Source organism: Solirubrum puertoriconensis (assembly GCF_001483135.1).
Lineage (GTDB): Bacteria > Bacteroidota > Bacteroidia > Cytophagales > Hymenobacteraceae > Solirubrum > Solirubrum puertoriconensis.
The window spans coordinates 679,296-693,801 of the sequence record NZ_LNAL01000003.1; the positions used below are offsets into that span (position 1 = coordinate 679,296).

Here is a 14,506-nt window from a genome sequence, read left to right on the forward strand (position 1 = left end):
ACAACCTGCCTAAAATCGGATAAGCTCCTCGGCTTGTTGGCGCAATAATTCTTGGAATAGTGGGTGCTTCAGCTCACCCTCACGGGTTAAGTGCTCATCTATGTTGGGCAGGCGCACGCGCAGCGGCAGCACCGCCGTGCCTAGGTACATCAGTACGTCGCTCAGGTGCGTGAGGGCCAACAAACCACCCTGCGTACCCGACGATAAGCCTACCAGCGCCGCTTTCTTGTTGCGTATGCCACCAGGGTAGGGCAGCCCGTCGATAAACGCCTTCAGCACGCCGGGGAAAGAGCAGTTGTACTCGGGCACCACAAACACCAGTTTTTCGGCCTGGCTGGCCATGTTAGCCAGCCGGTTGAACTCGTCGTTGCGGCCAGCATGATCGTATAGCGCCGTGGAAATGAAATCGACGGGCAGCTCGGCTAAGTCGAGTACCTGCGCTTCAGCGCCTAGGCTCTGTAGGGTGGCAGTGTACAAATCACACAGGCGGCGCGCCCGCGAACGGGGCCGGTTGGTACCGGCGACAATGGTAATCATCCGATCAGAAGCAAAACGGTAGCGCCGGGCGCTGCTGCGCCCTAGGTTGAGGGGCGCGGCCGCGTAGGGCAGGCAGGGTAAGAACAAAAGAAAAGCGAAACGGATGGCCGTTTCGCTTTTCCGCTTTCGCAGCACTTAACTATTAAGTGCTACGCAAGGTTATTCGAAGTTGCTTTTGCGTTCAGGAACTCGCGGTTCAGAATGGCAATGTTCTCGAGGGAGATGCCTACCGGGCATTCAGCCGCGCACGAACCGATGTTCGAGCAAGCGCCGAAGCCTTCCTTGTCCATCTGAGCCACCATGTTCTCAACGCGGGTTTTGCGCTCCACCTGGCCTTGGGGCAGCAGTGCTAGCTGCGACACCTTAGCCGACACGAACAGCATAGCCGAAGCGTTTTTGCAAGCTGCTACGCAAGCACCGCAACCAATGCAGGTAGCCGCGTCGAAGGCACGGTCGGCAATGTTCTTCGGAATCGGAATTTCGTTGGCATCGGGTACCCCACCGGTGTTTACCGACACGTAGCCACCTGCCTGAATAATCCGGTCGAAGGCCGAGCGGTCAACGCTCAGGTCTTTGTTTACGGGGAAAGCAGCTGCACGCCAAGGCTCGATGACGATGGTGTCACCGTCGCTGAACTTGCGCATGTGCAACTGGCAGGTAGTAGTGCCCGGCTCGGGGCCGTGAGCCCGGCCGTTGATGAACAAGTTGCACGAACCGCAAATACCCTCGCGGCAGTCGTGGTCGAAGGCAACCGGCTCCTCGCCTTTGTGCAGGAGGTTCTCGTTGAGCACGTCAAGCATCTCCAGGAACGACATCTCCGGTGAGATATCTTTTACCTGGTAGTCAACCAGCTGCCCGTCGCTCTGGCGGCTGCGCTGCCGCCACACACGCAGGGTGAGGTTCATGGGTTTGGCATTCGGGTTATTACCGGCCATTTTATTTCTGAGGTATTAGATCTTAGGAACTTAGGTAGTAGGGCAAGGGAAGGGTTTCACTAATCTAAACCCCAACTCCCTAAGCCCTGTAACCTTATTTGTAGCTACGCTGCGTAAGCTTCACGTTTTCGAAGGCCAGATCCTCCTTGTGGAGTGCTTCGGGCACGTTGTCGCCCTGATACTCCCAAGCAGCCACGTAGGCAAAGTTCTCGTCGTCGCGAAGGGCTTCGCCTTCGGGCGTCTGGTACTCTTCGCGGAAGTGACCACCGCAGCTTTCGTCGCGGTTCAAGGCATCGTCAACCATCAGCTCGCCCAGCTCCAGGAAGTCGGCTACACGGCCGGCAGCTTCCAAGGTCTGGTTGAGCTCCTCGTTAACACCAACTACCTTCAAATCGGTCCAGAACTCCTTGCGCAGCTGCTGAATTGCTTGCTTGGCGTAACGCAGGCCCTCTGCCGTACGTGCCATGCCGCAGTACTCCCACATGATATGACCTAGGGCCTTGTGGAATTCAGTAGGCGTACGGGTGCCGTTGATGCTGATGAGCTTGTTGATTCGCTCACGTACCTGAGCTTCGGCTTCCTGGAAGGCAGCGTGCTCCGTGGTTACAGGCTTGGGCGCCGTTTGGGCCAAGTAATCGCCTAGGGTGTAGGGGATTACAAAGTAGCCGTCAGCTAGGCCCTGCATCAGAGCCGAAGCACCTAGGCGGTTAGCGCCGTGGTCGGAGAAGTTGCATTCGCCCAGAGCATACAGGCCAGGTACGGTGGTTTGCAGGTTGTAATCAACCCACAGGCCGCCCATGGTGTAGTGCACCGCCGGGTAAATGCGCATCGGCTGCTGGTAGGGGTCTTCGCCGGTAATCTTTTCGTACATGGCAAACAGGTTGCCGTACTTCTGGCTTACCCAATCGGCGCCATTGCGCTTGATTGCATCGGCGAAGTCGAGGAATACGGCAAGGCCTGATTGACCTACGCCACGTCCCTCGTCGCACATCATCTTGGCGTTGCGCGAGGCTACGTCGCGGGGCACCAAGTTACCGAAAGCCGGGTACTTGCGCTCCAGGAAGTAGTCGCGGTCCTCTTCGGCAATATCTGCCACGCGGATCTGACCAGCGCGCAGGCGCTCAGCCATTTCCACCGTTTTGGGCACCCACACGCGGCCGTCGTTACGCAGCGACTCCGACATCAGTGTCAGCTTCGATTGGTAGTCGCCCGATACCGGAATACAGGTGGGGTGAATTTGCGTGAAGCAAGGGTTAGCGAAGTAAGCACCCTTCTTGTGCGCACGCCAAGCGGCGGTAGCGTTCGAGTACTTAGCGTTGGTGCTCAGGTAGAACACGTTGCCGTAGCCACCGGTGCAGAGCAATACGGCATGGGCCGCGTGCGTCTGGATTTCGCCGGTAATCAGGTTACGCGTTACGATGCCGCGGGCCTGGCCGTCAACCACCACCAGATCGAGCATCTCGGTGCGGGTGTACATCTTCACCTTACCGTAAGCAATCTGGCGCGAGAGGGCCGAGTAAGCACCTAGCAGCAACTGCTGGCCGGTTTGACCGCGGGCGTAGAACGTACGGCTAACCTGCGCACCACCGAACGAGCGGTTGGCCAGCAATCCGCCGTACTCGCGAGCGAAGGGTACGCCCTGTGCCACGCATTGGTCAATGATGTTTACCGATACCTGGGCCAAACGGTACACGTTGGCTTCGCGGGCGCGGTAGTCACCACCTTTAATCGTATCGTAGAACAGACGGTACACCGAATCGCCGTCGTTCTGGTAGTTTTTAGCAGCGTTGATACCACCCTGCGCAGCGATGGAGTGTGCGCGACGGGGCGAATCGTGGAAGGAAAAGGCTTTTACGTTGTAGCCCAGCTCGGCTAACGAAGCCGCCGCCGAAGCACCGGCCAGGCCCGTGCCCACCACAATTACGTCGTACTTCCGCTTGTTAGCCGGGTTTACGAGCTTAACGTTGAACTTGTGCTTCTCCCACTTTTCGGCCAACGGGCCTTCAGGAATCTTAGCTTCCAGCTTCATAGGGTGCAAACTGGTTAGAATTGCTTAAAGAAGAAGTACAACGGCATCGCAGCAAAACCAGCGCACACGATAATCGAGAAAGCGTAGCCGAAGTACGTAATAAAGGGCGTGTACTTGCGGTGGGTCAGGCCCAACGTCTGGAACGCGCTCTTGAAGCCGTGGATGAGGTGGAAGGCCAATGCGGCCTGCGCCAGCACATACAGCACTACATACCACCACTGCTGAAACGAGCTAACCACCAGCGTGTAGAGGTCGTCGTTGTTATTGATGTCCGGATCCAGCTCGCCAAAGCGGGCCCGGTAGAAGAAGTTGTAGAGGTGTACCAGCAGGAAGATCAGGATGATGGTGCCGAGCAGGCCCATGTTGCGCGACTGCCAGGGCGAGTTCTGCTCGTTGTGGTTTACTGCGTAGCCCTGAGCCCCACGCGCCGTTTTGTTGCGACTGGTGAGCATAATGGACTCGTAGATGTGAAAAACAAAGCCTGCTACCAGCACCCATTCAATGGTGCGGATGACAGGATTTGTACCCATAAAGTGGGAGTAGATATTAAAAGCAGCGCCGCCGTCGTTCTTAAACAACTGGAGGTTGCCGACTAGGTGAATCACCAGAAAGGAACACAGGAACAGACCCGTGACAGCCATGATGATTTTACGGCCGATACTGCTGGAAAGCGCTTTGCTAAGCCAACTCATACGTGAACGAAAGGGTGAGAAAATGGTCGGTTGTACCGGCCAAAGGTACTGCCCGACCCGGTACGAAACAATGTAACATAAGCCGAACAGTAATTAAGCCCGGAAGCAAGCCAAACCACCTAGGCTGTTGAACCGTTACACACATCGTACTATTGTACTAACCCATCCTGTACGGTTTTTGTTAGGTTGCTCGAGGATTTTTCCTCATCTTCTTTGCCACTCTCCGACGCTTCTAACGGATTAGCTATATGATGCTTCCGCTACCTTATTGCCGACCTCTGCGGAAGGTCGTGTCTTCTTTGCTGGTATTTGTGCTTTGGCTGATGGCAAGCCAAGCCATGGCCACCCACATCCGGGCCGGCGACATACAGGCGCGCGCCGATCCGAACAACCCGCTCCGGATTATTTTCCAGATGATCATCTACACTGACTCCCGCTCGGCGGCGTCGGCTGATGAAACGGAAACTATATTTTATGGTGATGGCACTACCAGCGGCGTAAATGCTATTACTGTGGCCAGCCGTACCAACATTGGCAACGACATCCTGCGGAACGTTTACAATTTCGAGCACACCTACAACGCGCCGGGCAGCTACTTTGTAAGCTTTATCGGCGAGAACCGGGCCACGGGCATCAGAAACATGCAGGCTTCGGATGCGCAAAACTTCTACATCCATACCCGCATTACCATCGACCCCATTGTGGGGGCCAATAATTCGCCGGTGCTGAATGCCCCAGCCGTTGATCGGGCTACCGCCGGGCAAGTGTTTCTGCACAACCCTGCCGCCTCCGACCCCGATGGCGACTCGCTTTCGTACCGCTTGGTGGTTTGCCAGCGCGAGCCTCGCGGAGTGGTGGGTATCACCACTGCTACTACCAACCGCAACCGCCCTCAGCCTACGCCGGTGCCTGGCTATGCTTACCCCAACGAGCAAAGTGTGTCGCCGGGGGGCGTACAAGTGCCTTATGCTGGCCCGCCTAATCCGCAGGTTGGCGAACCGGCTACGTTAACCATTGATGAAAGAACCGGACAACTAGTTTGGAACGCACCCAGCACGCGTGGGCTAGGCGACTACAACGTTGCCTTCATCGTGACGGAGTGGCGACGCGATGCTAACGGTGGCCGGCGCATCATCGGCGAAGTAATCCGCGACATGCAGATTACGGTGGTGGCCTCGAACAACCAGCGCCCGACTGTGTTTGTGCCGCGCGATACCTGCGTAATAGCAGGCGCTACCATCACGCGCACCATCACCGGTACCGACCCCGACAACCACACCATGCAATTGCAGGCGTTTGGGGGTATTTTTCCGCCGGCTACGTTCCGGCAAACCATCAGCCGGCCGGGCTACGTGGCAGGGGTATTTCAGTGGACTACCAGCTGCTCCGATGTAGCCTCCGACCCCACGCAAGTGGTGTTTAAGGTGCAAGATCAACCCCCCGGAGCTACCTCGCCATTGATTGACGAGCGGCCGTGGCGCATAACGGTAGTTGGCCCGCCGCCTACTAACTTAACGGGCAGGGCGCAAGGAGGCTCCGTTGTTATCAACTGGGACCGATACATCTGCACCAACGCTTCACGCATCCTAATCTACCGCAAAGAGAATACCTCCTCGTTCCAGCCTGGACCGTGCGAAACAGGTATTCCCGCCAGTGCCGGCTACACGCAGGTGGGCTCGGTGGCTAGTAACGTTGTCACCTTCACCGACGATAACGGCGGCCGGGGCCTGGAGCGGGGCAAAACATACTGCTACCGCATTTACGCCGAGTTTCCGCGGCCAGCGGGTGGGGCTAGCATTGCCTCGCAGGAAGTGTGCGTGAAGCTCGAAGGCAGGGCTGCACTGTTCACCAACGTCACCGTCGACCGTACCGATGTAACCAACGGCCAGATTACCGTTAAGTGGACCAAACCGGCCAGCTCGTCGGGCTTCAACCCGCCGATTGGTTACCGCTTGTTCCGGGGCGAAGGGCAAAGCCCTGCCACCGGCAGCTACACATTGGTAAACACCATCAACAACCTGAACGATACGGTATATGTAGACAGCGGCCTCGATACCGAAAACAAAGCCTACACCTACCGACTCGAGTTCTTCAGCAACGTTTCAACACAGCCCGGCTCGGCGGCAATTATCGAGAATGCAGGGCCGGCCAGCAGCGTACGTCTGAACGGGGTGGCAAACCCCACAGCCAACAGCATCAAGCTGAACTGGACCTACAACGTGCCCTGGGACAACAGCCAGCAGCGTACCCGCATTTACCGCCGCGACCCGGGCGGAACAACCTATGTGCTCATTGCCGACACGGTGGTTACGCGTACCGGTGGCACTTTCACCGACCGTGGTACGGCGGCTCAGCCCTTGCGCCGCGACCGGACATACTGCTACTATGTGGAAACCGTAGGTACCTACGGCTCGCCCACTTTGCCCTCCAACTTGCTGAACAAGAGCCAGGAACGTTGTATAACGCTGGCTTCGGTACCGTGCACACCAATACTTACGCTGCGCCCCATCAACTGCGACAGCGTAGCCGTTACGCTGCCGCGCGGTGGGCAAGCGCGCTACAACAACTACCTGAGCTGGACCCTAGGTGACACGCCGGCCAACTGCGGCCGCAACATTGCTTTCTACCGCGTGTTGTTCCGGGCGCCGGGCCGCGAGGAGTTTGAAGAGCTGGGCCGCACGCCGGTGCAGAGCTTTGTGCACCGCAACCTGGCCTCGGCAGCAGGCTGCTACGCTGTAGTGGCAGTCGATTCGGCGGGTACTGCGAGTGCGCAAAGCAACGTAGCATGCCAGGACAACTGCCAGATCTTTGTGCTGCCGAACATCTTTACGCCCAACGGCGACGGCCGCAACGACACCTTCAAGCCCATTTTCGCCAGCCCGGTAGCCCGCGCCAAGGTGCAAATCTTTAACCGTTGGGGTACCAAGGTGTACGAAGGCAATGCCTCGAGCGACCTGACCTTGTGGAACGGTGGCGGTGGCCGCGGCAATGAAGGCGGCGACACCGGGGCACGCGCTTCGGCCGGCACGTACTACTACCTGATAGAAGTAGAGTTTGCCGACCTGAACCGCACCACCCGAACGTTTAAAGGTTGGGTAGAGCTGATGAGGTAACTGCCTTGGTAAACAAAACCCTTAAAGCGGGCTGCCAGCTACTGGCAGCCCGCTTTTTGTTGTTACTGATGCGCGTTTAACACGGCAATATGCTTTGCAGAGCTTAGCTCAGGTTCTTCGATGCAGGGCGTATTCAGCAATGGACATGATGCCTAGGTGCTGCCTACGCAAGGAGGTTTTGCGACCTAGGTAGCGGCGTTGATTTTGCGCATAAGGCCCTGATTGCGCACCTTGCGGCCTGTTTAGCCGATGCTAAACCGGGCACCGCGCCCGCCATAGTTTCTTCCATCGATTTTCCCTCTTGATGAAAGCAGTAGTATTCCCCGGCCAGGGCAGCCAGTTTACGGGCATGGGCCGCGAGCTTTTCGAGCAAAACGCCGAGGCCAAGCGCCTGATGCAGCAAGCCAACGAAATCCTGGGCTTCTCGCTCACCGATATCATGTTTACGGGCTCCGACGAAGACCTGCGCCGCACCGACGTAACGCAGCCGGCCATCTTTGTGCACTCGGTAGCGCAGTTTGTGGCCACGCCCGGCCTGCGGCCCGATATGGTAGCCGGCCACTCGCTAGGCGAGTTTTCGGCGCTGGTAGCGGCGGGGGTACTGAAGTTTGAAGACGCGCTGCAGCTGGTGGCCCGCCGTGCCCAAGCCATGCAGGCCGCCTGCGAAGAGCAGCCCGGCACCATGGCTGCCATCCTAGGCCTCGACGATGCCGCAGTAGAGCGCATTTGCCAGGAAATCACGCAGGGCGGCAACGTAGTGGTAGCGGCCAACTACAACTGCCCCGGCCAGCTGGTAATCAGCGGCTCGAAGCTGGGCATTGAGCAAGCTTGCGAAGCCCTGAAGGCTGCTGGCGCCAAACGCGCGCTGCCGCTGCCGGTGGGCGGGGCTTTCCACTCGCCGCTGATGCAATCGGCCGAGGCGGCATTGGCCGAGGCTATTGGCCGTACTACCTTCAGTGCGGGCCGCTGCGCCGTGTACCAGAACGTGGACGCCGCGCCGCACACCAACCCCGACGAAATCCGCCAGAACCTGATCAGCCAACTCACCGCGCCCGTACGCTGGACGCAATCGGTACAGCGCATGACGCAGGACGGCACCACCGAGTTTGTGGAGTGCGGCCCCGGCAAGGTGCTGCAAGGCTTGGTGAAGAAAATTTCGCCGCAAGCCGCTACCAGCTCGGTTCAGTAAGCAACAACCCGCACGAAGAGCCGGCCCGCCGCCGGCTCTTTTGCTTTTCGCCCTAGGTGCATGGAGCAGCCACGGCTGACAGGAGGGGGGAGTACCACATGGCTTAAAATCAGTTTGCTGGCAGCGGGTTGGCTGCTGGGCCTGTTTGCGTACGCCTACTGGCCCGGCCCCGGCACCACTCACGACTCCTATTACTACCTCTCGGCAGCCAGCAGCTTTGCCGAGCAGGGCCGTTTGCTGAACCCCGATGGCTCGCTCTACCGCTGGTGGGGGCCGCTGTACCCGATGTTGCTATCCGCTGGCGTGGGCAACCCCAAGGCGTGGGTAGGCGTGCTAAACGGCATCAGTTTGCTTGGCTGCCTAGGTGCCTGGGGGTGGCTGGGCAGGCAGGTGCTGCCCAGCCGGGCCATGGTTGCTGGTTTTACAGTAGCACTGAGCTGCGCTACGCCGTGGCTGGCTACGGCCAAGTTTGTGTGGTCGGAGCCAGTGTTTGGGTTGCTGTTTGCATTGTACTCGGTGGCGTTGTACCAATACCTGCAGCACGGCGGCCCTAAGTGGTTGCTGGCAGCTACTGTGTTTGGAGTGTTGTTGCCGTTGCAGCGCACGTCGGGGCTGTTCCTGCTGGTGGGCATGGGGCTGGGCTTGCTGCTAGCTTACCCTGATATATGGCGACGCCAACGCGGCGCATTGCTGCTGCATGGCGCGGCAGGCGGTTTAGCTGCCTTGGCTTGGCTGCTTTACGCGCGAATGGTAGCGCCCCGCCCCGAGTTCTACCGCAATAAAGGCTGGCAAGGCATACGCGAAGCCTTGGCCGATTACGGCTATGTGCTGGTACGTTGGATCGTGCCGGTGCAGCAAGCCGAATGGCCGAAACACTGGCTGTTTCTGGTACTGCTGCTTGTGCTGCTGGCTGGGCTGTTGTACCTGGGTTGGCAGCACAGCCACCGAATAATCCGGCTGCTGAGCGTTGCAGTAGCGGTATACTTGCTCATCCACATGGGCACCATGGTAATTAGCCGCAGCGCCGGCAACGTGTACGATGTGGAGCGGTACTGCGCCGTGGTGTACGGCCCGCTGCTGCTGGTGCTGGCTGCTGCCGTTTCGGAAGCTGCTACCAAGCGGCGTTGGGCGGCGTGGCTACTGGCCATTTGGCTGCTGTACCCGGCCGCGCGGGCTGTGCGGGTAGCCAACTTTTACCACCACCGGCCGGTGCAGCCGTTGGCGGTGCCAAAGTAACCTGGCCAACGAGTACCCTAGGTTACATGTCGCCCAGCCACTGCTCCACGGGCAGCTTATCGGGGCAGTCGGCGAGCAAATCGGCAACGCTTTTGTGCAGCTCGGGGTGCACGTAGGTGGTGGCAATGTCGGCTAGGGGCGTGAGGGCAAACATGCGCTCGGGCAGCCGCGGGTGCGGTATGGTAAGCCGCTCGGTGTGCAGCACCAGGTCGTCGTAGAAAAGGATATCGACATCCAGGGTGCGCGGGCCCCAGGGCTCCAGCCGCTCGCGGCCGAGCTGCTGTTCTACCTGTTGGCAGGCATCGAGCAACTGCTCGGGCTCGAGGTCGGTGTTCAGCAGAATGGCTTGGTTCAGGAAAGCCGGTTGGCCTTCGTTGCCCCAGGCGGCGGTTTCGTACACGGCCGATACCGACACGATTTTACCGGCTTTGGTAGCCAGCGCCACCAGGGCGCGGTGCAGGGTAGCTACCCGGTCGCCGAGGTTCGAGCCGAGCAAGAGGTAGGCGTTGTGCTTGTGGTTCATGGCCTAGGAGGCTTGGCGCTGAAAGAAGGCAATGGTGCGTTCGGCTACCTCGTGGGCGGGCTCGGGCAGGTGCTCGGCATCCCAGGGGTGCGCGCCGCCAAACATGTGCCCTGCGCCGGGCAATATTACCAGCTCGGTGTCGGGTTTCCAGCGGGGTAGCTCGTGCGCTTTTTGTACGGGTAAGGTCTCGTCTTGGTCGCCATGAATCACGAGCAGCGGCTGGCGCAGCTTGCGGCGCACGTTGTGCGGAATATCGAGGCGCAGGCGGTTGGTATGGAAGTCTTCCACAATCTGGAAGTACAGCGGCAATTGCTGTTTGGTGCGGGCATTCTCGACGTGGATGACGCCCACTTGCTGCCACTGCTGCATCATGGGCTCGGGCCAGCCGGGGTTTACGTTGGTAATGGGCGCCCACGCCGCTACCGCCTTCACGCGTTTGTCCTCGGCCCCTTTCAGCATCACCAGTCCGCCGCCGCGGCTGTGGCCGGCAAGGTACAGGTGCCCTAGGTTCATTTCGGCGGGTGGCACGGGGGTGGTGCCGGGCTGGTGCAGGGCATCGAGCAGGCAGCCGATATCATCGAGTTCGATGCTGAAGTTGTTGCGGCCGAAGGCATCGAGGTCTTCCAGGTCGCCGGTGCCGCCAATTACCACCCCGTTGTGCGATAAATCAAGCTTCACGAACACAAAGCCGCGCTGGGCAAAGTAATCGGCCAGTACGTTGAAGTGCCCCCAATCCTTAAAGCCCTTAAAGCCGTGCACAAACACCACCACCGGCTTGGGCCTGCCATCGGGCACAAAACGGGCATCGGCTGCAAACGGCCGCGTGTGGTGCGAGGGCGTCAGCACAAAATCGAGGCGGGTGAGGGTTGCGGTTGCAGACATAGGACAATAGGCGAATGGGGCCCGGAAGCCCGACAGTTGAGGGTTACAGCAGAAGGTACGTAACCAAGAACAGAAACGGCCGATAGATGCTTGTGATAAGCCATAAAAAGCCCAGCGTGGTGGCTGCCGCTGCTGCCAGTGCCGCTGCTTACCTAGGCGTAGTCGTGGTAGTGGAGGCGCTTACTGCCATAGGCGTGGCAGTAAGCACCTTGCAGCGCGGTGCCGCAGTTTGCGCAGCGGGTATCGGTGGCCGACACAGCAGGTAATTGGTTGGCGGTTGGTGGCCTAAACTAAGCATCCGCCGTATTCTGCCCGACCCTTCCGCTTAAAAACTGCCGCCGCGTGCGTATCATTGCGCGCCCAACCACCGCATGAGATATTCGCTGGACGATATACAGGCCCCGATAGCGGCCGAAATGCAGGAATTTGAAACCAAATTCCGCCAGTCCATGCAAACGCGGGTGATGCTGCTTGATAAGATCATGGGCTACATCATCAAGCGCAAAGGCAAGCAGCTGCGGCCTATGTTCGTGTTCCTGACGGCCCACACCGTTAGCGCCGACCCTACTGCACCGCTGCCCGAAGCCTCCTTCCGCGGAGCCGCCCTCATCGAGCTGCTGCACACCGCTACGCTGGTGCACGACGACGTGGTGGACGACTCCAACTACCGCCGCGGTTTCTTCTCCATCAACGCCCTCTGGAAAAACAAGATTGCCGTGCTCGTGGGTGACTACCTGCTCTCGCGCGGCATGGCGTTGGCCTTGGAGAACGACGATTTCGACCTGCTCAAGATCGTGAACAACGCCGTGCGCGAGTTGAGCGAAGGCGAGCTGCTGCAGATTGAAAAAGCCCGCCGCCTTGATATTACCGAGGACGTGTACTTTGACATCATTCGTCAGAAAACCGCCTCGCTCATTGCCTCCTGCACAGCCGTGGGGGCTTCTTCGGCCGGGGCCGATAAAGCCACCGTGGAGCGCGCCCGCCTGTTTGGCGAAAAAGTAGGCATGGCGTTCCAGATCAAGGACGACTTGTTCGACTACGGCACCGCCGAAATCGGCAAGCCTGTGGGCATCGACATCAAAGAGAAAAAGATGACGCTGCCGCTTATCCACGCCCTGCGCGAGGCCTCGTGGCTGCAGAAGCGGCGCATCATCTACAACGTGCAGAACAACGACGGCCGCTCCGACCGCGTGCAGGCAGTTATCGAGTTCGTGAAGAAATCGGGCGGCTTGGATTACGCCATCGAGTGCATGACGCGCTTCCGCGACGAGGCCCTGGAAATCCTGAACACCTTTCCGGAGTCGCCGGCCCGCACCTCGTTGGCGCAGCTGATCGACTATACCATCGAGCGCGAAAAATAACCTGGCTCTTACGCCACCAACGCACACCGCCCGAAGCAGACTGCTGCTTCGGGCGGTGTTTGTTTTCAGCTCAATTGAGCCTATGGCTAGTGCTGCTCGGCCGGCGGAATTTGGTAGCTTACTTTGTCGGCGGCTACGTCCGACACGTTAAACGTGACGCCGTCGAAGGTGCTTTTTACCGTGATTTCGTGCACCATGTCGCAGCCGGGGCACTTAATTTCTTCTTTCTCAAACTGGCCGTCGTCTTCCATGGAGTTGGCCAAGTGGTCGGGAGCCGGAATGCCGATCAGGTCCGTAAAAACTTCGGTGTGGCACTCGTTGCACTCGAACTTGAGCCCCACGGTGTGCCCTTGCAACTCAGTGATGGGAGTTGGCTGGTTGGCTTTCTGCTGAATCCACATACGGGGAGGTGTTTGGTTTTGGGTTAAGGAAAGAGGCGCCGAACGGCCCAGGTGCTAACACGAGTTAGCCCCCGTTAGTGGTACGCACGAACGCCGAAAAAGGTAACTCGCCTAGGTGCGCCAAGCCGGCAAAGGCCGGTGCAGCGGTTGCCCGGCTGCCAGCCTAGGTGTACTTTGGTGCGCTCTGGCCTAGGCCTTTGCTAGCATTCTCCGTATGAACGCCTCTGCTCCGGCGGCTCCGCCCGCACTGCCCCAAGTACCACGCCTACGGGCTTTCCGCAACTCTTTGGCGCTGGCCGATAACCCCATTCCCATCATCACGCAGTACCTCGATGAGCTGGGCGACACCATCGGGCTGCACATGGGCGGCATCAAGCCCACCTTGCTCACCCGCGACCCGGGCCTGATTCAACACATTCTGCAGAAAAACCACCGCAACTACCCCAAGTCGGAGATGTCGCACGGGGTGGCGCGCTACCTAGGGCACGGGCTGCTTACCTCCGAGGGCAGCTACTGGCTGCAGCAGCGCCGGCTAATTCAGCCGGGGTTTCATCGGCAGCGCATTGCGGCCCTCACCGAAACCATGCTGCAGGTGATTGATGAATGCCTAGAGCCCGTGGCCGCGCTGGCCCGGCAGCAAGGCGGCGCCACCACTGTGGCGGTGCACGAATTAATGACGGCTACGGCTTTCCGCATTATTGCGCGCTCGGTATTCAGCACCAGCATGAGCGAGGCCGAGTTGCAGCAGTTGGCGCACTTGCTCACCGATATTCAGGCCTTTTACACCCGCACCCTGCGGCAGCCTTACCTGAAGCCGTGGCTGGCCGTGAAGGGCCAATTCCGCTACCATGATCAGCTGGCCGCGCAAATGCGCCAACTGGTGCTCAAGTACATCCGGCAGCGGCAGCAGGAGGGAGGCGCCGGCAAAGACGACCTGCTGCAAATGCTGCTCGATGCGCGCTACGAAGACACCAACGAGCCCATGACAGAGGAGCAGGTGCTCGACGAAGCCATTATCCTGCTCGTGGCCGGCCACGAAACCTCGGCCAATGCGCTGTCGTGGCTGTGGTATTTGCTGGCCCAACACCCGGAGGTAGTAGCCAAGCTGCGCGCCGAAATGGCCGCTGCCTTAGGTGAGCGGCGCCCTACTTTTCAGGACTTGCCCCAACTGCCGTACGCGCTGCAGGTAATTCAGGAAACCATGCGGCTGTACCCGCCCGCCTGGATTGTAGACCGCCAAGCCCTCGAAGACGACGAGTACAACGGCCTGAAGTTGCCCAAAGGCACGCTTATTTCGGCTTACATCTACGGCGTGCACCACTTGCCCAGGCTGTGGCCCGAGCCTGAAGCTTTCCGGCCCGAGCGCTTCGGCAAAGAGCAGTTGCGCGAGCAGCCCGCCTACGCCTACCTGCCGTTTGGCGGTGGGCCGCGCCTGTGCATCGGCAACCAGTTTGCCCTCACCGAAATGCAGCTGGTACTGCTCGAAACCCTGCGCCGCTTCGAGGTGGAGTGGGAAGCGCAGCCCGCGCCCGGTTTGCGCCCGCTCATTACGCTGCGCCCTCGGGCCGAAATTACGCTGCAGTTCCGGCTGCGTGCCTAGGTGCTAAG

General features: G+C 59.4%; 12 protein-coding genes. 5 read left to right on the forward strand and 7 right to left on the reverse strand.

Going from position 1 to position 14,506, the window contains the following annotated elements; all coding sequences use genetic code 11:
* Positions 1-9: 9 nt before the first annotated feature.
* The 4 genes from ASU33_RS03405 to ASU33_RS03420 all read right to left on the reverse strand — a co-directional run bounded on the left by ASU33_RS03405 (position 10) and on the right by ASU33_RS03420 (position 4,193).
* Positions 10-624: an NADPH-dependent FMN reductase gene (locus ASU33_RS03405; RefSeq protein ID WP_286130400.1), complete on the reverse strand. Its 615-nt coding sequence runs from the start codon at positions 622-624 to the stop codon at positions 10-12.
* 62 nt (positions 625-686) lie between these two features.
* A complete protein-coding gene (locus ASU33_RS03410; protein ID WP_059068375.1) occupies positions 687-1,442 on the reverse strand; it encodes a succinate dehydrogenase/fumarate reductase iron-sulfur subunit in 756 nt (251 codons plus the stop codon).
* A gap of 124 nt (positions 1,443-1,566) precedes the next feature.
* Entirely contained in the window at positions 1,567-3,501 is a 1,935-nt protein-coding gene (locus ASU33_RS03415; protein WP_059068115.1) for a fumarate reductase/succinate dehydrogenase flavoprotein subunit, read from the reverse strand.
* Between the two features lie 14 nt (positions 3,502-3,515).
* Positions 3,516-4,193 carry a succinate dehydrogenase cytochrome b subunit gene (locus tag ASU33_RS03420; RefSeq protein ID WP_059068117.1) on the reverse strand — a complete coding sequence of 226 codons (678 nt, stop codon included), beginning with the start codon at positions 4,191-4,193 and terminating at the stop codon, positions 3,516-3,518.
* Between the two features lie 290 nt (positions 4,194-4,483).
* Here ASU33_RS03420 and ASU33_RS03425 point away from each other — a divergent pair, with 290 nt between their 5' ends.
* From ASU33_RS03425 to ASU33_RS03435, 3 genes are all read left to right on the forward strand, one after another.
* Positions 4,484-7,306, forward strand: coding sequence for a T9SS type B sorting domain-containing protein (locus ASU33_RS03425; protein WP_160328123.1), 2,823 nt, complete (start codon positions 4,484-4,486; stop codon positions 7,304-7,306).
* A 304-nt stretch (positions 7,307-7,610) separates the two neighbouring features.
* Positions 7,611-8,495, forward strand: coding sequence for an ACP S-malonyltransferase (fabD, locus tag ASU33_RS03430; RefSeq protein WP_059068121.1), 885 nt, complete (start codon positions 7,611-7,613; stop codon positions 8,493-8,495).
* A 60-nt stretch (positions 8,496-8,555) separates the two neighbouring features.
* Positions 8,556-9,731, forward strand: a complete 1,176-nt coding sequence (locus ASU33_RS03435; RefSeq protein ID WP_059068123.1) for a hypothetical protein — start codon at positions 8,556-8,558, stop codon at positions 9,729-9,731.
* 22 nt (positions 9,732-9,753) lie between these two features.
* Here ASU33_RS03435 and folK read toward each other — a convergent pair whose 3' ends face one another.
* Together folK and ASU33_RS03445 are read right to left on the reverse strand one after the other, a co-directional pair.
* Positions 9,754-10,254: a 2-amino-4-hydroxy-6-hydroxymethyldihydropteridine diphosphokinase gene (gene folK, locus ASU33_RS03440; RefSeq protein ID WP_059068125.1), complete on the reverse strand. Its 501-nt coding sequence runs from the start codon at positions 10,252-10,254 to the stop codon at positions 9,754-9,756.
* Positions 10,255-10,257: 3 nt separating this feature from the next.
* Positions 10,258-11,136, reverse strand: coding sequence for an alpha/beta hydrolase family protein (locus ASU33_RS03445; RefSeq protein WP_059068127.1), 879 nt, complete (start codon positions 11,134-11,136; stop codon positions 10,258-10,260).
* Between the two features lie 371 nt (positions 11,137-11,507).
* On the opposite strand from ASU33_RS03445, the gene ASU33_RS03450 reads away from it, so the two are divergent.
* Positions 11,508-12,497 carry a polyprenyl synthetase family protein gene (locus ASU33_RS03450; protein ID WP_059068129.1) on the forward strand — a complete coding sequence of 330 codons (990 nt, stop codon included), beginning with the start codon at positions 11,508-11,510 and terminating at the stop codon, positions 12,495-12,497.
* Positions 12,498-12,583: 86 nt separating this feature from the next.
* Here ASU33_RS03450 and ASU33_RS03455 read toward each other — a convergent pair whose 3' ends face one another.
* Positions 12,584-12,898: a hypothetical protein gene (locus ASU33_RS03455; RefSeq protein ID WP_059068131.1), complete on the reverse strand. Its 315-nt coding sequence runs from the start codon at positions 12,896-12,898 to the stop codon at positions 12,584-12,586.
* 214 nt (positions 12,899-13,112) lie between these two features.
* Between ASU33_RS03455 and ASU33_RS03460 the strand changes: the two genes are divergently transcribed.
* Complete coding sequence (locus ASU33_RS03460; RefSeq protein ID WP_059068132.1) at positions 13,113-14,498, forward strand: cytochrome P450; 1,386 nt, start codon at positions 13,113-13,115, stop codon at positions 14,496-14,498.
* Positions 14,499-14,506 lie beyond the last annotated feature (8 nt).

What these genes read in the sequence shown, in the direction of transcription:
- ASU33_RS03435 (WP_059068123.1), top strand. Translation starts at nt 8,556, where the DNA reads ATGGAGCAGCCACGGCTGACAGGAGGGGGGAGTACCACATGGCTTAAA.
- ASU33_RS03450 (WP_059068129.1), top strand. Translation starts at nt 11,508, where the DNA reads ATGAGATATTCGCTGGACGATATACAGGCCCCGATAGCGGCCGAAATG.
- ASU33_RS03420 (WP_059068117.1), bottom strand. Translation starts at nt 4,193, where the DNA reads ATGAGTTGGCTTAGCAAAGCGCTTTCCAGCAGTATCGGCCGTAAAATC.
- ASU33_RS03460 (WP_059068132.1), top strand. Translation starts at nt 13,113, where the DNA reads ATGAACGCCTCTGCTCCGGCGGCTCCGCCCGCACTGCCCCAAGTACCA.
- ASU33_RS03415 (WP_059068115.1), bottom strand. Translation starts at nt 3,501, where the DNA reads ATGAAGCTGGAAGCTAAGATTCCTGAAGGCCCGTTGGCCGAAAAGTGG.
- ASU33_RS03445 (WP_059068127.1), bottom strand. Translation starts at nt 11,136, where the DNA reads ATGTCTGCAACCGCAACCCTCACCCGCCTCGATTTTGTGCTGACGCCC.
- ASU33_RS03455 (WP_059068131.1), bottom strand. Translation starts at nt 12,898, where the DNA reads ATGTGGATTCAGCAGAAAGCCAACCAGCCAACTCCCATCACTGAGTTG.
- fabD (WP_059068121.1), top strand. Translation starts at nt 7,611, where the DNA reads ATGAAAGCAGTAGTATTCCCCGGCCAGGGCAGCCAGTTTACGGGCATG.
- ASU33_RS03410 (WP_059068375.1), bottom strand. Translation starts at nt 1,442, where the DNA reads ATGAACCTCACCCTGCGTGTGTGGCGGCAGCGCAGCCGCCAGAGCGAC.
- folK (WP_059068125.1), bottom strand. Translation starts at nt 10,254, where the DNA reads ATGAACCACAAGCACAACGCCTACCTCTTGCTCGGCTCGAACCTCGGC.